This is a genomic window from Streptomyces sp. NPDC046977 (assembly GCF_040644455.1).
In the GTDB taxonomy this organism is placed as follows: domain Bacteria; phylum Actinomycetota; class Actinomycetes; order Streptomycetales; family Streptomycetaceae; genus Actinacidiphila.
This window is the reverse complement of sequence record NZ_JBEYWO010000018.1, coordinates 178,614-196,838: the sequence shown is the minus strand read 5'-3', so window position 1 is coordinate 196,838 and position 18,225 is coordinate 178,614. Positions and strand designations below refer to the sequence as shown.

The following is an 18,225-nucleotide window of genomic DNA, read 5'->3' as shown; positions in this document are numbered from 1 at the left end:
AGAACCGAGGAGCTCATGGGCCACGAGGCGGACCACGGACGACGGACGTCATCGCGGCGGCGCAGGAGCGCCCGCGGGCGCGCGCTGCGCTACACGGCCTGGGGCGTGGCGACCGTCCTGCTGCTGGCCACGGCGGCCGTAGGCTGCCTGTACCTGAAGCTCAACGGGAACATCCGCGGCATCGACATCAACGCCCTGCTGGGGCGTGACCGGCCCCGCGACGTCGACAACGGCTCGATGGACATCCTCGTCCTGGGCTCCGACTCGCGGTCCGGCGCGAACGCCGAGGCCGGCGGCGGCCAGGACGACGGGACGGCCCGTTCGGACACCGCGATGATCGTCCATGTCTACCCGGGCCACCGCAAGGCCGCCGTGGTCAGCATCCCCCGCGACACCCTCGTCGACCGGCCGTCGTGCGCCAAGCCGGGCGGCGGCACCGCGCCCGCCGTGGCGAACGAGATGTTCAACGAGGCGTACGCGATCGGCGGCCCGGCCTGCACGGTCAAGACCGTCGAGACGATGACCGGCATCCGCATGGACCACTACATGGAGGTCGACTTCACCGGCTTCCAGCGGCTCATCGACGCCCTCGGCGGGGTGAGTGTCACCACCAGCCGCGCGATCAGCGACAACGAGAGCCATCTGCACCTGCCGGCCGGCACCCACCACCTGGACGGCAAGCAGGCCCTCGGCCTGGTCAGGACCCGGCACGGAGTCGGCGACGGCAGCGACCTCGGCCGGATAAGGCTCCAGCAGGCCTTCCTGAAGGCGCTGGTCGACCGGGTCGACAAGATCGGGGTGCTGGGCTCGCCGACCAGGCTGTACAAGATCGCCAGTACCGCCACCGGCGCCATCACCACCGACTCCGAACTGGCCTCGGTCAAGAAGCTGGTCGGCCTGGGGGAGAGCCTGAAGGACCTGAGCTCAAGGCACATCTCCATGGTCACCATGCCGGTGCGCTACGACCCGGCCGACCCCAACCGGGTCGTGCCGCTGACCGCGCAGACCCGGCAGATCTGGGCCGCCCTGCGAGCCGACCGCCCGATCCCGCGCTCGGCGACCAAGGGATCGGCCGCCGACGAGGTGGACACCGGCGGTGTCGTCAGGAGCACCCCGCAGGCCCGGGACGACGGCCGGGAATAGTTCCGGGCCGTCCCCGGTTTGGGCAGATGCGGCCAGTGCTGGCAGACTGGTACGTCGGCCCCGGTTCACGTGACGCAAGCCCGTGCCACGACCCGGGACCCTCCCGAACACTAGGAGTTCCCCTTGAAGCGCGACATCCACCCGGAGTACGTCGAGACCCAGGTCAGCTGCACCTGCGGCAACTCGTTCACTACGCGTAGCACCGTCGGCGGCGGCGTCATCCGCGCCGACGTCTGCTCCGCGTGCCACCCGTTCTACACGGGCAAGCAGAAGATCCTCGACACCGGTGGCCGCGTGGCCCGCTTCGAGGCCCGCTTCGGCAAGGCGGCCGGGTCCGCCAAGAAGTAGCGACCCGAAAGCGCCGGTCCACGGCCGCCCGGATATCCTCCGGCGGCCGGACCGGCGCTTTGTCGTCCACAGGCTGGTTCACCGGCGTTCACCCATTCGCAAGAAGCAGGGATCCTGATGTTCGAGGCGGTCGAGGAACTGATCGGCGAGTACGCCGACCTCGAGAAGAAGCTTGCCGACCCCGGAGTCTTCGCGGACCAGGCCAACGCGCGCAGGCTCAACAAGCGCTACGCCGAGCTGACCCCGATCGTCGGCACGTACCGGGGCTGGAAGCAGACCGGCGAGGACATCGACACGGCCCGTGAACTCAGCGCCGACGACCCGGACTTCGCCGCCGAGGTCAAGGAGCTGGAGAAGCAGCGCGAGGAGCAGACCGAACGGCTGCGCCTGCTGCTCGTGCCGCGCGACCCCAGCGACGACAAGGACGTGATCCTGGAGGTCAAGGCGGGCGAGGGCGGCGAGGAGTCCGCGCTGTTCGCCGGCGACCTGCTGCGGATGTACCTGCGCTACGCCGAGCGCGTGGGCTGGAAGACCGAGATCATCGACTCCAACGAGTCCGACCTCGGCGGGTACAAGGACGTCCAGGTCGCGGTGAAGACCAAGGGCGGGGGCGGCGCCACCGAGCCCGGCCAGGGCGTCTGGGCCCGGCTGAAGTACGAGGGCGGTGTGCACCGCGTGCAGCGCGTGCCCGCGACCGAGTCGCAGGGCCGCATCCACACCTCCGCCGCCGGTGTGCTGGTCACCCCGGAGGCCGAGGAGGTCGAGGTCGAGATCGGCCCCAACGACCTGCGGATCGACGTCTACCGCTCCTCCGGCCCCGGCGGCCAGTCGGTCAACACCACCGACTCCGCGGTGCGCATCACGCACCTGCCGACCGGCATCGTCGTCTCCTGCCAGAACGAGAAGAGCCAGCTCCAGAACAAGGAGCAGGCGATGCGCATCCTGCGTTCCCGGCTGCTGGCCGCCGCCCAGGAGGAGGCCGAGCGCGAGGCGTCCGACGCCCGCCGCAGCCAGGTGCGCACGGTCGACCGCAGCGAGCGCATCCGCACCTACAACTTCCCCGAGAACCGCATCTCGGACCACCGCGTCGGGTTCAAGGCGTACAACTTGGACCAGGTCCTCGACGGTGAACTCGACGCGGTCATCCAGGCGTGCGTCGACGCCGATTCGGCTGCCAAGCTGGCCGCCGCGGGCGACGGAAGCTGAACCGGAGGCGACAAGTGAACCTGCTGCTCGCCGAGGTCGCGCAGGCGACCCAGCGGCTGGCCGACGCCGGCGTGCCCTCGCCGCGCTTCGACGCCGAGGAACTGGCGTCGTACGTGCACGGCGTCAAGCGCGGCGCCCTGCACACCGTCGCCGACGCGGACTTCGACGCGCGCTACTGGGAGGCCGTCGCCCGCCGCGAGGCCCGCGAGCCGCTGCAGCACATCACCGGCCGGGCGTTCTTCCGCTACCTGGAACTCCAGGTGGGGCCGGGCGTTTTCGTGCCGCGCCCGGAGACGGAGTCCGTGGTGGGGTGGGCCATAGACGCGGTGCGCGCCATGGACGTCGCCGAGCCGCGCATCGTCGACCTGTGCACCGGGTCCGGCGCCATCGCGCTCGCTCTGGCGCAGGAGGTGCCGCGCAGCCGGGTGCACGCCGTGGAACTGTCCGACGAGGCACTGGTGTGGGCCCGCAAGAACGTCCAGGGCAGCAAGGTCGACCTGCGCCAGGGGGACGCCCTCGCGGCCTTCCCCGACCTCAACGGCCAGGTGGACCTGGTGATCTCCAACCCGCCGTACATCCCGCTCACCGAGTGGGAGCACGTGGCGCCCGAGGCCCGTGACCACGACCCGGAGATGGCGCTGTTCTCCGGCGAGGACGGCCTCGACACCATCCGCGGCATCGAGCGCACCGCGCACCGGCTGCTGCGGCCCGGCGGCGTGGTCGTCATCGAGCACGCCGACACCCAGGGCGGCCAGGTGCCCTGGATCTTCACGGAGGAGGCCGGCTGGGCCGACGCCGCCGACCACCCCGACCTGAACAACCGCCCCAGGTTCACCACTGCCCGCAAGGCGACGCCGTGAGCACGGCGCCGCACGTCATGGAGGTCTGCTGATGGCACGGCGTTACGACTGCTCGGACGCGACGGACCGGGTGGCCGGACTGCGCGAGGCCGCGTCCGCCGTTCGCCGCGGCGAGCTCGTGGTGCTGCCCACGGACACCGTCTACGGCATCGGCGCGGACGCCTTCAACGCCGAGGCCGTCGGCGACCTGCTGGAGGCCAAGGGCCGGGGCCGCAACATGCCCTCGCCCGTTCTCGTCGGCTCCCCGAACACCCTGCACGGCCTGGTCACGGACTTCACCGAGCAGGCCTGGGACCTCGTCGACGCCTTCTGGCCCGGCGCGCTGACCCTGGTCACCCGCCACCAGCCGTCCCTGCAGTGGGACCTGGGGGACACCCGCGGCACCGTGGCCGTGCGCATGCCGCTGCACCCCGTCGCGATCGAGCTGCTGAACACGACCGGCCCGATGGCCGTCTCCAGCGCCAACCTCACGGGACACCCCTCGCCGCAGGACTGCGACGCCGCCCAGGAGATGCTCGGCGACTCCGTGGCCATCTACCTCGACGGCGGGCCCACGCCCGCGGCCGTGCCCTCCTCCATCGTCGACGTCACCGGCAAGGTGCCGGTACTGCTGCGGGCCGGGGCCCTCAGCGCCGAGCAGCTGCGCGAGGTCGTACCCGACCTGGAGGTAGGCAATTGACGCCGCCCATACCCGGGCAGCGCGATGACTACTTCCGCATCCTTCACGTCTGCACCGGCAACGTCTGCCGCTCGCCGATGGCCGAGCGGCTGACCCGCCACGAGCTGACCCAGCGGCTCGGCGGCGGGGCCTCCGGCATCATCGTGGAGAGCGCGGGCACCTGGGGCCACGAGGGGGCGCCGATGGAGGCGCACGCGGCCACGGTGCTGGCCGAGTACGCCGCCGACCCGAGCGGCTTCCTCGGCCGTGAACTGCTCGACGACCACGTCATCGACGCGGACCTGGTGCTCACCGCGACCCGCGACCACCGCGCGCAGGTGATCTCGATGGGGCACGCGGCGGGGCTGCGGACGTTCACGCTCAAGGAGTTCACCCGGCTGGTGCGGGCGATAGACCCCACGACGCTGCCGGAGGGCAGCGTGACCGAGCGCGCCCGCTCGCTGGTGCGTGCCGCGGCGGCGCTGCGCGGCTGGCTCCTGGCGCCGACTCCGGACGCGGACGAGGTGTACGACCCGTACGGGGCGCCGCTGACCTTCTTCCGCTCCATCGGCGAGGAGATCCACGGGGCGCTGGACCCGGTGCTGACCGCGCTGACGGGGGTGGCGGCGCCCACCCGGTGAGGTCCTGCCGGAAGGTTTCCGCACAGGGTCGCGGCCCGGCGTCCACCGGCGGAGCACAAGACGGCGCGAAACGGCCGGAACGGTGCAAGAGTGGCAGGTGAGTCCCTTCCAGCCGCCCCGGAGCGCCCCATGCCTACCGCGGAAGCGTCGTCAGCCCACATAACCACCACCGCGCTCCCGGCCGGGGACCCCGGCTTCGGCCGGCTGCGCGAGCAGGACCCCGAGCTGGCGGACATCCTGCTCGGGGAGACCCAGCGGCAGGCCTCCTGCCTCCAGCTGATCGCGGGGGAGAACTTCACCTCGCCCGCGGTGCTGGCCGCCCTCGGGTCGCCGCTGTCCAACAAGTACGCCGAGGGCTACCCGGGCCACCGCCACCACGCGGGCTGCGAGCTGGTCGACCTCGCGGAGCGGCTGGCCGTGGAAAGGGCCACACGGCTCTTCGGAGCCGCCCACGCGAACGTGCAGCCCTACTCCGGCTCCTCGGCCGTCCTGGCCGCCTACGCGGCCCTCCTGGTCCCCGGTGACACCATCCTGGCGATGTCCCTGGCGCACGGCGGGCACCTCACGCACGGGTCGGAGTCCAACTTCTCCGGCCGCTGGTTCCGCATCGCCGGGTACGGCGTGACCCAGGGCGCCACCTTCGAGGAGGGCGGACTGATCGACTACGACCGGCTGCGCGTCCTCGCCCAGCAGCACCGCCCGAAGGCGATCGTGTGCGGCGGCATCGCGTACCCCCGCACGATCGACTACGCCGCGTTCCGCGAGATCGCCGACGACGTCGGCGCGTACCTGATCGTGGACGCCGCGCACACGCTGGGCCTGGTGGCCGGCGGGGTCGCGCCCAACCCGGTGCCGTACGCGGACGTGGTGTGCGCCACCACGCACAAGACGCTGCGCGGACCGCGCGGCGGGCTGATCCTGTGCGGGGCCGATCTCGCGCAGCGCATCGACCGGGCGGTGTTCCCGTTCTCGCAGGGCGGCCCGCACATGCACGCGATCGCCGCCAAGGCCGCGGCCCTCGCGGAGGCGGCCCGGCCGGAGTTCGCGCTGTACGCGCACCAGGTGGTCGCCAACGCCCGCGTGCTCGCCGACGCGCTGGCCGGCCAGGGCATGCGGATCGCCACCGGCGGCACCGACACCCATCTGATCGCCGCCGACGTGTCGGCCTTCGGGGTCACCGGGATGCGCGCCCGCGGGCTCTGCGCCGGCGCGGGGATCGTGCTGGACAAGTACACGCTCCCCTACGACAAGGAGCCCTGCGCCGCCGGGTCCGGCATCCGCCTGGGCACCGCGGCGGTGACCACACAGGGCATGGGGGAGCAGCAGATGCCGCAGGTCGCGGACCTGATCGCGCGGGCGCTGCGGGAGGAGCGCGGACTGGCGAACCGGGTCGCGGAACTGGTGGGCGACTTCCCCCCGTACCCGGTCTGACCGGGCACGCGCGGGCCCCCGCGGGTACCCGGGGAGTGACATGTGCAACCCTGGGTACCCGCTGTGAGTCTCTGACTGTGTTTCCAGTCGCCACCCGGACGCGAATAGGGTGTGCCCGTGCGCGAGTACCTCTTGACCTTGTGCGTGGCCGCTGCCGTCACCTACCTCCTGACGGGGCCGGTGCGGAAGTTCGCCATCGCGGCAGGTGCCATGCCCGAGATCCGTGATCGCGACGTCCACCGCGAACCGACGCCGCGGCTCGGCGGCATCGCCATGTTCGGCGGTCTGTGCGCCGGCCTGCTGGTGGCCGCGCACCTGTCCAACCTCAAGAGCGTCTTCGAGCTCTCCAACGAGCCGCGCGCGCTGCTGTCCGGCGCGGGACTGATCTGGCTGCTGGGCGTGCTCGACGACAAGTGGGGCGTGGACGCGCTGATCAAGCTGGGCGCCCAGATGATCGCGGCCGGTGTCATGGTCCTCCAGGGCCTGACCGTGCTGTGGCTGCCCATCCCCGGCAAGGGCATCGTGGCGCTCAGCCCGGTGCAGTCGACGCTGCTGACCGTCGCCCTGGTGGTGATCACCATCAACGCGGTGAACTTCGTGGACGGCCTGGACGGCCTCGCGTCCGGCATGGTGTGCATCGCCGCCATCGCGTTCTTCATGTACGCCTACCGGATCTGGTACGGCTACGGCATCGAGGCCGCGGCGCCCGCGACGCTGTTCAGCGCGATCCTGATCGGCATGTGCCTGGGCTTCCTGCCGCACAACTTGCACCCCGCGCGGATCTTCATGGGCGACTCGGGCTCGATGCTGATCGGCCTGGTGCTGGCCTCGGGTGCGATCTCCATCACAGGTCAGACCGACCCCGACGCGATCACCAACCTCACCGGATCCACCCGGGACACCACGCACTTCATGGTGCCGGTCTACATGCCGCTGCTGCTGCCGCTGACGTTGATCGCGATCCCCGCCGCGGACCTGGTGCTCGCCATCGTGCGCCGCACGTGGAACGGCCAGTCGCCGTTCGCCGCCGACCGCGGCCATCTGCACCACCGGCTGCTGGACATCGGCCACTCGCACAGCCGGGCCGTGCTGATCATGTACTTCTGGTCGGCGCTCATCGCCTTCGGCGCGGTGGCGTTCTCGGTCAACTCCTCCAGCCTGTGGATCGTGCTGGGCATCGTCATGCTGAGCGCGATCGGACTGATCGCGCTGCTCATGCCGCGCTTCAACCCCAAGGCCCCGCGCTGGGCCGAGTCGTTCGTGCCGCCCCGCTACCGCCGCACCCGGATCGAGGCGCACGCCGCGGCGAGCGCCGCCATCGCCGCGGGGGAGGCGCCGGGTGTCAACGGCGCGACCGCGCTGAGCGAGATCGACCGGCAGCTGGTGGAGGCCGGCCGTTCGGCGGGCAGCGGTCACTGATCCGCGGGTCCAATAACACACGGGCGTCCGGCCGTCAGCCGGGCGCCACGGGTGTTACTCCGGTCGTGTGACAGGTCGCACACGAACCGGGTAAAGACCTCATCAAATAGTTTGTGATACCGTTCACGAAAGCCCGGAAGCAAGCCGAAAGACCGAGTGCGATGGTCTTCCGGCGTCAGGCATGTCCCCGCCGCCGGGCTACGCTCGTCCACGACGACCCCTGTACCCCCAACCTCGCCGGAGGAGCTGCCGCCATGCAGTCCAACGACGCCCGAACGCTCCTGAATTGCGCCGTGCCCGCCGTAGCCGCGGGAGTGATCGCGGTCGCTGTCGCAGCTGTGCTCTCGGGCGGCAAGGGGGCGATCGGCGCCGGATTCGGCGCGGTTGTCGTGATCACGTTCATGGGAATCGGCCTGACGGTGCTTCAGCGCACCGCCCGTTCCTATCCCACGCTGTTCCAGGCGATGGGCCTGATGCTCTACACGGTGCAGCTGCTGCTGCTGGCCATCGTCCTGGCCGTGTTCAAGCACACATCGCTGTTCGACACCCAGGTGTTCGCGTTCACCCTGCTCGGCACGACGTTGGTGTGGATCGCCGCCCAGGCCCGTGCGCACATGAAGACCAAGATGCTGTACGTCGAGCCCGGATCCGCCGGAACGTCGTCGTGAACCCAGGGGCCGGTGCAAGAGGGCTGCCGCTCGTTTGCTATCGTCCGGTCTCAACTGCGGCAGAGCTGGCGCGGGCGGCAGTCATGCCTTCTCCACAGTCGTCCGGCTCGATGTCCGACCGCCGCCCCCACATCTGCTTGACCAGTCCAGTGCCGTTCCGCGGGCCTACGCCGCGCCGACACAACGAGGTTGCCGTACCCATGCGCCACGCTGAAGGAGCTCGCGGTGAGTGATGTAAAGACGCTCGCTTTCGAGACGAACTGCCACATCTTCGACGGGTGCGGCTTCCCGGCCCCCGGCCTGCACTCCTTCCTCTTCAAGCCGTTGATCGGCGACGGGGACGGCAGCGTCTACTTCAACAAGACGATGCTGCTCGCGCTGCTCGGCAGCATCGTCATCGTCGGCTTCTTCTGGGCCGCCTTCGCCAAGCCGAAGGTCGTCCCCGGCAAGCTGCAGATGGTGGCCGAGGCCGGCTACGACTTCGTGCGCCGCGGCATCGTCTACGAGACGATCGGCAAGCGCGACGGCGAGAAGTACGTGCCGTTCATGGTCTCGCTGTTCTTCTTCGTGTGGATCCTGAACCTGTGGTCGATCATTCCGATCGCCCAGTTCCCGGTCACCGCGATCATCAGCTACCCGGCAGCGCTCGCCGCGATCGTCTACATCACCTGGATGTCGCTGACGTTCAAGAAGCACGGCTTCGTCGGTGGCTGGAAGAACATCACCGGCTACGACAAGAACCTCGGCCCGGTCCTGCCGATGGTCGTCGGCCTGGAGTTCCTCTCCAACGTGATCGTCCGACCGTTCACGCACGCGGTGCGACTGTTCGCCAACATGTTCGCCGGGCACGTCCTGCTGCTGCTGTTCACCATCGCCAGCTGGTACCTGCTCAACGGCATCGGCATCGCCTACGCGAGCGTCTCGTTCGTGATGGTCATCGTGATGACCGCCTTCGAGCTGTTCATCCAGGCCGTCCAGGCCTACGTCTTCGTCCTCCTGGCCTGCTCCTACATCCAGGGCGCGCTGGCCGAGCACCACTGAGCACCGCTCACCGCTCGGCACCCCCGATTGTCCGGTGGCCAACCCCCACCGGTCCGTGAAAGAGAAGGAAGAAACAGCATGTCCGCTGTGAACCTCGCCGCCACCCAGATCCTCGGCAACCTGGGCTCCATCGGCTACGGCCTCGCGGCCATCGGCCCCGGCGTCGGCATCGGCATCATCTTCGGCAACGGCACCCAGGCCCTCGCCCGTCAGCCCGAGGCTGCCGGCCTGATCCGCGCCAACCAGATCCTCGGCTTCGCCTTCTGTGAGGCGCTCGCCCTGATCGGTCTGGTCATGCCGTTCGTCTACCCGACCTCCTGATCCGGGCTGACGAGCCCAACCCCTTTCGACGGAAGGCACTGATGTGAACGCCCTGGTACAGCTGGCGGCCGAGGAGGCGGAGAACCCCCTCATCCCGCCGATCCCAGAGCTCGTCATCGGTCTCATCGCCTTCGCCATCGTCTTCTTCTTCCTGGCCAAGAAGCTCATCCCGAACATCAACAAGGTTCTGGACGAGCGCCGCGAGGCCATCGAGGGCGGCATGGAGAAGGCCGAGGCCACCCAGGCCGAGGCTCAGCGGACCCTCGAGGAGTACAAGCAGTCGCTCGCCGAGGCTCGTCACGAGGCCGCGCGTCTGCGCCAGGAGGCGCAGGAGCAGGGTGCCGCGCTCATCGCCGAGATGCGTGCGGAAGGCCAGCGGCAGCGCGAGGAGATCATCGCCGCGGGCCACGCGCAGATCGAGGCGGACCGCAAGTCCGCCGCGCACGCGCTGCGCCAGGACGTGGGCAGGATCGCCACCGATCTGGCGGGCAGGATCGTCGGTGAGTCCCTGGAGGACACCACCCGGCAGAGCCGTGTGATCGACCGCTTCCTCGACGAGCTCGAGGAGAAGGCCGAGGCCGCGCGATGAACGGAGCGAGCCGCGAGGCACTGGCCGCCGCACGCGAGCGTCTCGACGCGCTGGCGGACAACACGTCCGTCGACGCGGCGAAGCTCGCCGAGGACCTGGCCGCCGTCACGGGGCTGCTCGACCGCGAAGGCACCCTGCGCCGGGCGCTGACCGACCCGGCGCAGTCCGGTGAGGCCAAGGCGGGCCTGGTGCAGACGGTGCTGCGCGGTCAGGTCGGCGGGGAAGCCCTCGACCTGTTCTCGGGCATGGTCCGCAGCCGGTGGTCGCAGTCGCGGGACCTGACCGACGCGCTGGAGGAACTCTCCTTCGGCGCCGACCTGATCGCCGCGGAGCGCGCCGGCCACCTCGACGACGTCGAGGACGAGCTGTTCCGCTTCGGCCGGATCGTCTCCGGCAGCACTGATCTGCGGGCGGCGCTGACCGACCGCGCCGCGGGCGCCCAGGCCAAGGCCGGGCTGCTCCGCTCGCTGCTGGGAGGCCGGTCCAACCCGGTCACCGAGCGGCTTGTGGTCCGTCTTGTGACCCATCCGCGAGGCCGTAGCCTGGAGGCAGGGCTCGACGGCCTGTCCAAGCTGGCGGCGGCGCGCCGGGGCCGTACGGTCGCGGTCGTCGTCTCGGCGGTACCGCTGAGCGACCGGCAGAAGCAGCGTCTCGGCGCCGCGCTGGCCACGATCTACGGCCGGCCGGTGCACCTGAACCTCGACGTGGACCCCGAGGTCCTCGGCGGAATCCAGGTGCGGGTGGGCGACGAGGCCATCAACGGGACCATCGCGGAACGCCTCGAAGAGGCGGCCCGGCGGATGGCCGGCTGAACCAGCCACCAACTCAAAGAGCAGTACAGCGGCCCGAGTTGGGCCGTAGCGAATACTTCGGGCCCAACAAGGAGAGCAGGGAACCCAGATGGCGGAGCTCACGATCCGGCCGGAGGAGATCCGGGACGCGCTGGAGACCTTTGTCCAGGCGTACAAGCCGGACGCGGCCTCGCGCGAGGAGGTCGGCACGGTCAGCATGGCCGGCGACGGCGTTGCCAAGGTCGAGGGTCTGCCCTCGGCCATGGCGAACGAGCTGCTGCGCTTCGAGGACGGCACCCTCGGTCTCGCCCTCAACCTCGAGGAGCGCGAGATCGGTGCGATCGTCCTCGGCGAGTTCAGCGGTATCGAGGAGGGCCAGCCGGTGCACCGCACCGGTGAGGTGCTCTCCGTCGCTGTCGGCGAGGGATACCTGGGTCGCGTCGTCGACCCGCTCGGCACCCCGATCGACGGCCTCGGCGAGATCGAGACCGACGGCCGCCGCGCGCTGGAGCTCCAGGCTCCCGGCGTCATGGCCCGCAAGTCCGTCCACGAGCCGATGCAGACCGGCCTCAAGGCCGTGGACGCGATGACCCCGATCGGCCGCGGTCAGCGTCAGCTGATCATCGGTGACCGCCAGACCGGCAAGACCGCCCTGGCGATCGACACGATCATCAACCAGCGCGACAACTGGCGTTCCGGCGACCCGAAGAAGCAGGTCCGCTGCATCTACGTCGCCATCGGCCAGAAGGGCTCCACCATCGCGGGCGTGCGCGCCTCGCTGGAGGAGGCCGGCGCCCTGGAGTACACGACCATCGTCGCGGCTCCGGCGTCCGACCCGGCAGGCTTCAAGTACCTCGCCCCCTACACCGGCTCGGCCATCGGCCAGCACTGGATGTACCAGGGCAAGCACGTCCTCATCGTCTTCGACGACCTGAGCAAGCAGGCCGACGCCTACCGTGCCGTCTCCCTGCTGCTGCGCCGTCCGCCGGGCCGCGAGGCCTACCCGGGTGACGTCTTCTACCTGCACTCCCGCCTGCTGGAGCGCTGCGCCAAGCTCTCCGACGACATGGGCGCCGGCTCGATGACCGGTCTGCCGATCGTCGAGACCAAGGCCAACGACGTCTCGGCGTTCATCCCGACCAACGTCATCTCCATCACAGACGGCCAGTGCTTCCTGGAGTCCGACCTGTTCAACGCGGGCCAGCGCCCGGCGCTGAACGTCGGTATCTCGGTCTCCCGAGTCGGTGGCTCGGCGCAGATCAAGGCCATGAAGTCGGTCGCCGGCCGCCTGCGCGTCGACCTCGCCCAGTACCGCGAGCTGGAGGCCTTCGCCGCCTTCGGTTCCGACCTGGACGCGGCCTCCAAGGCCCAGCTGGAGCGCGGCAAGCGCATGGTCGAGCTGCTGAAGCAGGGCCAGTACGCGCCGTTCCCGATCGAGGACCAGGTCGTCTCCATCTGGGCCGGCACCACCGGCAAGCTGGACGACGTTCCGGTCGAGGACATCCGCCGCTTCGAGCGTGAGCTGCTGGACTACCTCCGCCGCGAGAAGAAGGACCTCCTGCAGGGCATCGTCGAGACCGGCAAGCTGGGCGACGACACCATCGAGGCCCTGACGGACGCGGTCACGGAGTTCAAGAAGCAGTTCGAGACCTCGGACGGCAAGCTTCTGGGTGAGGGCTGAGCATGGGCGCCCAGCTTCGGGTATACAAGCGCCGCATCAAGACCGTCACCGCCACAAAGAAGATCACGAAGGCGATGGAGATGATCTCCGCGTCCCGGATCGTCAAGGCCCAGCGCCAGGTGGCGGCCTCGTCCCCGTACGCCGATGAGCTCACCCGCGCGGTGGCCGCGGTCGCGACCGGTTCCAACACGAACCACCCGCTGACCACGGAGACCGAGAACCCGACCCGCGCCGCGGTGCTGCTCGTGACGAGCGACCGCGGTCTGGCCGGCGGCTACTCGTCCAACGCGATCAAGGCGGCCGACCGGCTCACCGAGCGGCTGCGCGCGGAGGGCAAGGAGGTCGAGCACTACATCGTCGGCCGCAAGGGCGTCGCGTACTACGGCTTCCGCGAGCGTCCCGTCACCGCCTCGTGGACGGGATTCACCGACAAGCCGGCCTACGCGGACGCCAAGGCCGTGGCAGACCCGCTGATCGACCAGGTCCTCAAGGACACGGCCGAGGGCGGCGTCGACGAGCTGCACATCGTCTTCACGGAGTTCGTGTCGATGCTGACGCAGTCCCCCGTCGAGAAGCGGCTGCTGCCGCTCTCCCTCGACGAGGCCACCGGCGGCCAGGCCCGCAAGGAGGGGGAGATCCTTCCCCTGTACGACTTCGAGCCGTCGGCGGAAGGCGTCCTGGACGCTCTGCTGCCGCGGTACGTCGAGAGCCGGATCTACAACGCGCTGCTGCAGGGTGCCGCTTCCGAGCACGCCGCCCGCCGCCGCGCGATGAAGGCCGCGACCGACAACGCCGAGGAGCTCATCAAGACGCTCACGCGGCTTGCCAACCAGGCCCGCCAGGCCGAAATCACCCAGGAAATCAGCGAGATCGTCGGTGGCTCCAGCGCCCTGGCCGACGCCTCTGCGGGGAGTGACTAAACATGACCACCACTGTTGAGACGGCCGCTGCCACGGGCCGCGTCGCCCGGGTCATCGGCCCGGTCGTCGACGTGGAGTTCCCCGTCGACGGCATGCCCGAGATCTACAACGCCCTCACCGTCCAGGTCGCCGACCCGGCCGAGAACGGCAAGCTGAAGACGCTGACCCTCGAGGTCGCCCAGCACCTGGGTGACGGCCTGGTCCGCGCCATCTCCATGCAGCCCACCGACGGCCTGGTCCGCCAGGCCGCGGTCACCGACACGGGCACGGGCATCACCGTCCCGGTCGGCGACTTCACCAAGGGCAAGGTGTTCAACACCCTCGGTGAGGTGCTGAACGTCCCCGAGGAGAACGCCAACGTCGGCGAGCGCTGGACGATCCACCGCAAGGCCCCGAAGTTCGAGGACCTCGAGTCGAAGACCGAGATGTTCGAGACCGGCCTGAAGGTCGTCGACCTGCTGACCCCGTACGTCAAGGGCGGCAAGATCGGTCTGTTCGGTGGCGCCGGTGTCGGCAAGACCGTCCTCATCCAGGAAATGATCATGCGTGTGGCGAAGCTGCACGAGGGCGTTTCCGTGTTCGCCGGCGTCGGCGAGCGCACCCGTGAGGGCAACGACCTCATCCAGGAGATGGAGGAGTCCGGCGTTCTCGACAAGACCGCGCTGGTCTTCGGCCAGATGGACGAGCCCCCGGGCACCCGTCTGCGCGTCGCCCTGGCCGGTCTGACCATGGCGGAGTACTTCCGCGATGTGCAGAAGCAGGACGTGCTGTTCTTCATCGACAACATCTTCCGCTTCACGCAGGCCGGTTCCGAGGTCTCCACGCTGCTCGGCCGCATGCCGTCCGCGGTGGGTTACCAGCCGAACCTCGCCGACGAGATGGGCCTCCTCCAGGAGCGCATCACCTCGACCCGTGGTCACTCGATCACCTCGATGCAGGCGATCTACGTCCCCGCGGACGACCTGACCGACCCGGCGCCGGCGACGACCTTCGCGCACCTGGACGCGACGACCGTTCTGTCGCGTCCGATCTCGGAGAAGGGCATCTACCCGGCGGTGGACCCGCTGGACTCGACGTCCCGCATCCTGGACCCGCGCTACATCGCGCAGGACCACTACGAGTGCGCCATGCGCGTCAAGGGGATCCTGCAGAAGTACAAGGACCTCCAGGACATCATCGCGATCCTCGGTATCGACGAGCTGGGCGAGGAGGACAAGCTCACCGTCCACCGCGCCCGCCGCATCGAGCGCTTCCTGTCGCAGAACACCCACGCGGCGAAGCAGTTCACCGGTGTGGACGGCTCCGACGTCCCGCTGGAGGAGTCGATCCACGCGTTCAACGCCATCGCCGACGGTAAGTACGACCACTTCCCTGAGCAGGCGTTCTTCATGTGCGGTGGCATCGAGGACCTCGAGCGCAACGCCAAGGAGCTCGGCGTCGGCTGACGCCTTCGCCCGACGGCTCACCGTGGCAGGGGGCGGACCCTGTGTCCGCCCCCTTGCCGCACCCCCGTTATCCTTTGTTTTATGCACCCGCCGGACGGCGGTGGGTGCCGACCCGAGGAGCCATCTTGGCTGAGCTGCACGTCGAGCTGGTCGCCGCGGACCGCAATGTCTGGTCCGGCGAGGCCACTCTTGTCGTCGCACGCACCGAGTCGGGCGACATCGGCGTCATGCCGAACCACGAGCCGCTGCTCGGTGTGCTGCAGACCGGCCCGGTGACCATCCGCACCACCGACGGCGGCACCGTTGTCGCGGCGGTGCACGGCGGCTTCATCTCCTTTGCGGACAACAAGCTGTCGATCCTCGCGGAGATCGCGGAGCTGGCCGACGAGATCGACGTCCAGCGCGCGGAGCGGGCCCTGGAGCGTGCGAAGGCCGACGCCGACGCGGTCGGCGAGCGGCGTGCCGAGGTCCGTCTCATCGCGGCGACCGGTTCGCGCTGAGCATCCGGCCCACTGGGGCCATGAGCCGCGGGAGGCCCGAGAGGGCTTCCCGCGGTTGCAGTATTCCTGTACGTGACGTTGAGCGAGGAGGTCGATGGGCGTGATCCTCGCTTTTCAGCTGTGCGGGGCCCTTGTCGCGGTGGCGCTGCTGGGGCTGTTCGTCTTCGGCCTGCGACGGCGGCTCATCCAGCGTCCCGGCGGCACCTTCGACTGCAGCCTGCGTACCGCGCCCGGCGGTGTCGACGCCCCCTCGGGCAAGGGCTGGGCGTACGGCGTCGCGCGCTACAGCGGTGACCGGATCGAGTGGTTCCGGGTCTTCTCCTACGCCCCCCGGCCGCGGCGGTCCCTGGAACGCTCCGCCATCGAGGTGCTGCACCGGCGGCTGCCCCAGGGCCAGGAGGAACTGGCGCTGCTCTCCGACGCCGTCGTCCTGGTCTGCGAGCACCGCGGCACCCGGCTCGAACTCGCGATGAGCGAGGACGCCCTCACCGGCTTCCTCGCCTGGCTGGAAGCCGCCCCTCCCGGCCAGAGGGTCAACGTGGCCTGAGGGGTGAGCGCCCCCGTCACGGCTTCGCCGGCAGTCCCCACTCCTGCGCGAGAACCGCGGCCTGCACGCGGCTGCGCAGTTCGAGCTTGGCGAGCATCCGGCTGACATGGGTCTTGGCCGTGGCCTCCGCCATCCCGAGCCGGGCCGCGATCTCCGCGTTCGACAGTCCCTGGCCGACACAGGCCAGTACCTCCCGCTCGCGCGGTGTGAGGCCGTCCAGCAAACCGCGGTCCGCCTCGCGCACCGCGCGTGCCGGCCGGGCGAACTCCCCGATCAGGCGGCGGGTCACCGCCGGGGCGATCATCCCCTCGCCGCGAGCCACCAGGCGCACTCCCTCGATCAGCCGGTCGGCCTCGGTGTCCTTCAGCAGGAATCCCGCGGCCCCGGCGCGCAGCGCGCCGAAGACGTACTCGTCCAGGTCGAACGTGGTCAGCACCAGTACGTCCGCCAGGCCCTCGGAGACGATCTCGCCGGTGGCCCGCACACCGTCGAGCCGGGGCATCTGCACATCCATGAGGATCACGTCGGGCCGCAGCTCCCGGGCCGCGCGGACGGCGGCCTCCCCGTCGGCGGCCTCGCCGACCACCTCGATGTCCGGCACCGAGCGCAGGATCAGCACCAGCCCCGCCCGGACCGCCGACTGGTCCTCGGCGACGACGACCCGGATCATGCTTCCCCCTTGACGGGCAGTGCGGCCCGTACGCGCCAGATGTCCCCGTGCCGGCCGGCCTCGAAGGTGCCGCCGAGCAGTTCGGTGCGTTCCCGCATGCCGATGAGGCCGCTGCCGGAGCCGGGGGCCCGCGGACCCGGCCGGTCCGCGGTGCCCGTCGGGCCGCAGGGGCTGGCCACCGTGACGGTCAGCACCCCGGCATGCTGTCCCAGGACCACCGGGACCTCGCCGGGCGCGGCGTGCTTGAGCGCGTTGGTGAGCGACTCCTGCACGATCCGGTACGCGGCCAGCTCGACCGGCGCGGGCGGTGGGGGAGCGCCGGCCGGCCGCTCGTCGCGCAGGACGAACCGCGCGTGGGGGGCCGCCGCCCCCATCTGCTCCAGCAAGACGTCCAGACTGTGCAGCCGGGGCACGGCCGCGGGTTCGGCGTCCGCGCCCGAGGCATCGCGCAGCAGGCCGATGAGCCGCCGCATCTCCGACAGGCCCTGGACGCTGTTCTCCCGGATCACCGACAGCGCCTCGCGGGCGGGCCCGTCCCGCCGGTCCAGCGACAGCGCGGCGGCGGAATGGATGGCGATCGCCGACAGATGGCCGGCGACCATGTCGTGCAGTTCGCGCGCCATGCGGGCGCGCTCGGTGCCGACCGCCTCGCGACGGTCCATCTCGGCCAGCAGCGCGGTCTGCTCGGCGCGCAGCCGTTCGGTCGCGGCCTCGTCCCGGTGCCGCCGTACGACGACACCGGTGAAGGCCGGGGCGACGGAGACCAGGGAGCCCACGACGCCGATCAGCAGCGAGTCGGCCACCGGGTGCAGGGCCAGCGCCGTGGCGGTCAGCGCGGCGGTGCCGAGGACGCTCGCCACCGGCACGACGCGGATCAGCCGCTTCGGCCCGTACACGACGGCGGCGTACACCAGGTCCGTGTACATCAGCACGGTCACCAGCAGCGAGCCGATCACGAAGTCCGCCGCGAAGACCAGCGTCCCGGCCACCACCGCGAAGCGGGGCGCACTGCGCCGCAGCAGTTCGCAGCCGGCCATCGCGGTCAGCGGCAGGAGCGACAGCCACGCGGAGCCGCCGCGCGGCTGGTTGCCCGAGTACGTGTAGAGCCCGAGCGCCCACATCAGCACGCCGCCCACGAGGCCCGCCGCGGCGATCAGCACGTCGTCGCGGTGCGGACGCGGGGAGGCGGTGGTCGGCATGCCCCCATGACAGCACGCCCGCTGCCGGGGGCGCGTCGGCCCGTGGGTGGAACGCGCCCTGCACCAAAGGATGCAGGCGCGGCTCCTTTGAGGCTCGGTTCGCCTCCGGGGCGCTCGGAGCACCCGCCGACAGTCGATCATGCTCGG

Annotated in this window: 20 protein-coding genes; 18 read left to right on the top strand and 2 right to left on the bottom strand. The window is 70.4% G+C overall.

What is annotated here, in order from left to right:
* The first annotated feature begins 15 nt into the window (after positions 1-15).
* From ABZ883_RS25665 to ABZ883_RS25580, 18 genes are all read left to right on the top strand, one after another.
* The gene (locus tag ABZ883_RS25665; RefSeq protein ID WP_360909960.1) at positions 16-1,143 is read left to right on the top strand and encodes an LCP family protein; all 1,128 of its coding nucleotides are present in this window, start codon (positions 16-18) and stop codon (positions 1,141-1,143) included.
* Between the two features lie 123 nt (positions 1,144-1,266).
* Complete coding sequence (gene rpmE, locus ABZ883_RS25660; protein ID WP_319659968.1) at positions 1,267-1,491, top strand: 50S ribosomal protein L31; 225 nt, start codon at positions 1,267-1,269, stop codon at positions 1,489-1,491.
* 117 nt (positions 1,492-1,608) lie between these two features.
* Entirely contained in the window at positions 1,609-2,697 is a 1,089-nt protein-coding gene (gene prfA, locus ABZ883_RS25655; protein WP_360909893.1) for a peptide chain release factor 1, read from the top strand.
* Positions 2,698-2,711: 14 nt separating this feature from the next.
* Positions 2,712-3,557 carry a peptide chain release factor N(5)-glutamine methyltransferase gene (gene prmC / locus ABZ883_RS25650; RefSeq protein WP_360909891.1) on the top strand — a complete coding sequence of 282 codons (846 nt, stop codon included), beginning with the start codon at positions 2,712-2,714 and terminating at the stop codon, positions 3,555-3,557.
* A 31-nt stretch (positions 3,558-3,588) separates the two neighbouring features.
* The gene (locus ABZ883_RS25645) at positions 3,589-4,236 is read left to right on the top strand and encodes an L-threonylcarbamoyladenylate synthase (RefSeq protein ID WP_360909889.1); all 648 of its coding nucleotides are present in this window, start codon (positions 3,589-3,591) and stop codon (positions 4,234-4,236) included.
* Positions 4,233-4,856, top strand: a complete 624-nt coding sequence (locus tag ABZ883_RS25640; protein WP_360909887.1) for a protein-tyrosine-phosphatase — start codon at positions 4,233-4,235, stop codon at positions 4,854-4,856. The genes ABZ883_RS25645 and ABZ883_RS25640 overlap by 4 nt, the downstream gene beginning before the upstream one ends.
* Before the next feature lie 129 nt (positions 4,857-4,985).
* The gene (glyA, locus tag ABZ883_RS25635) at positions 4,986-6,287 is read left to right on the top strand and encodes a serine hydroxymethyltransferase (protein ID WP_360909885.1); all 1,302 of its coding nucleotides are present in this window, start codon (positions 4,986-4,988) and stop codon (positions 6,285-6,287) included.
* Between the two features lie 117 nt (positions 6,288-6,404).
* Positions 6,405-7,706, top strand: coding sequence for an MraY family glycosyltransferase (locus ABZ883_RS25630; RefSeq protein WP_360909883.1), 1,302 nt, complete (start codon positions 6,405-6,407; stop codon positions 7,704-7,706).
* A gap of 254 nt (positions 7,707-7,960) precedes the next feature.
* On the top strand, positions 7,961-8,374 hold the full coding sequence (locus ABZ883_RS25625; RefSeq protein WP_360909881.1) for a hypothetical protein: 414 nt from the start codon (positions 7,961-7,963) through the stop codon (positions 8,372-8,374).
* Between the two features lie 210 nt (positions 8,375-8,584).
* Entirely contained in the window at positions 8,585-9,415 is an 831-nt protein-coding gene (atpB, locus tag ABZ883_RS25620) for a F0F1 ATP synthase subunit A (RefSeq protein WP_360909958.1), read from the top strand.
* Positions 9,416-9,493: 78 nt separating this feature from the next.
* The gene (gene atpE, locus ABZ883_RS25615) at positions 9,494-9,736 is read left to right on the top strand and encodes an ATP synthase F0 subunit C (RefSeq protein WP_018563527.1); all 243 of its coding nucleotides are present in this window, start codon (positions 9,494-9,496) and stop codon (positions 9,734-9,736) included.
* 43 nt (positions 9,737-9,779) lie between these two features.
* The gene (locus ABZ883_RS25610) at positions 9,780-10,325 is read left to right on the top strand and encodes a F0F1 ATP synthase subunit B (RefSeq protein WP_360909879.1); all 546 of its coding nucleotides are present in this window, start codon (positions 9,780-9,782) and stop codon (positions 10,323-10,325) included.
* Positions 10,322-11,137: a F0F1 ATP synthase subunit delta gene (locus tag ABZ883_RS25605; RefSeq protein ID WP_360909877.1), complete on the top strand. Its 816-nt coding sequence runs from the start codon at positions 10,322-10,324 to the stop codon at positions 11,135-11,137. The genes ABZ883_RS25610 and ABZ883_RS25605 overlap by 4 nt, the downstream gene beginning before the upstream one ends.
* Before the next feature lie 88 nt (positions 11,138-11,225).
* Positions 11,226-12,797 (top strand): F0F1 ATP synthase subunit alpha, encoded by a 1,572-nt coding sequence (gene atpA / locus ABZ883_RS25600; RefSeq protein ID WP_360909875.1) that lies wholly within the window; start codon positions 11,226-11,228, stop codon positions 12,795-12,797.
* A 2-nt stretch (positions 12,798-12,799) separates the two neighbouring features.
* Positions 12,800-13,717 (top strand): F0F1 ATP synthase subunit gamma, encoded by a 918-nt coding sequence (locus ABZ883_RS25595; RefSeq protein ID WP_360909873.1) that lies wholly within the window; start codon positions 12,800-12,802, stop codon positions 13,715-13,717.
* Between the two features lie 2 nt (positions 13,718-13,719).
* On the top strand, positions 13,720-15,162 hold the full coding sequence (gene atpD / locus ABZ883_RS25590; protein ID WP_360909871.1) for a F0F1 ATP synthase subunit beta: 1,443 nt from the start codon (positions 13,720-13,722) through the stop codon (positions 15,160-15,162).
* Positions 15,163-15,284: 122 nt separating this feature from the next.
* Positions 15,285-15,662, top strand: coding sequence for a F0F1 ATP synthase subunit epsilon (locus ABZ883_RS25585; RefSeq protein WP_360909956.1), 378 nt, complete (start codon positions 15,285-15,287; stop codon positions 15,660-15,662).
* Positions 15,663-15,762: 100 nt separating this feature from the next.
* The gene (locus tag ABZ883_RS25580; protein WP_360909869.1) at positions 15,763-16,209 is read left to right on the top strand and encodes a DUF2550 domain-containing protein; all 447 of its coding nucleotides are present in this window, start codon (positions 15,763-15,765) and stop codon (positions 16,207-16,209) included.
* A gap of 16 nt (positions 16,210-16,225) precedes the next feature.
* On the opposite strand, the gene ABZ883_RS25575 is transcribed toward ABZ883_RS25580, so the two are convergent.
* Entirely contained in the window at positions 16,226-16,879 is a 654-nt protein-coding gene (locus ABZ883_RS25575) for a response regulator transcription factor (RefSeq protein ID WP_360909866.1), read from the bottom strand.
* Entirely contained in the window at positions 16,876-18,078 is a 1,203-nt protein-coding gene (locus ABZ883_RS25570) for a histidine kinase (RefSeq protein ID WP_360909864.1), read from the bottom strand. Before ABZ883_RS25570 ends, ABZ883_RS25575 begins: the two co-directional genes overlap by 4 nt.
* Positions 18,079-18,225: the final 147 nt, after the last annotated feature.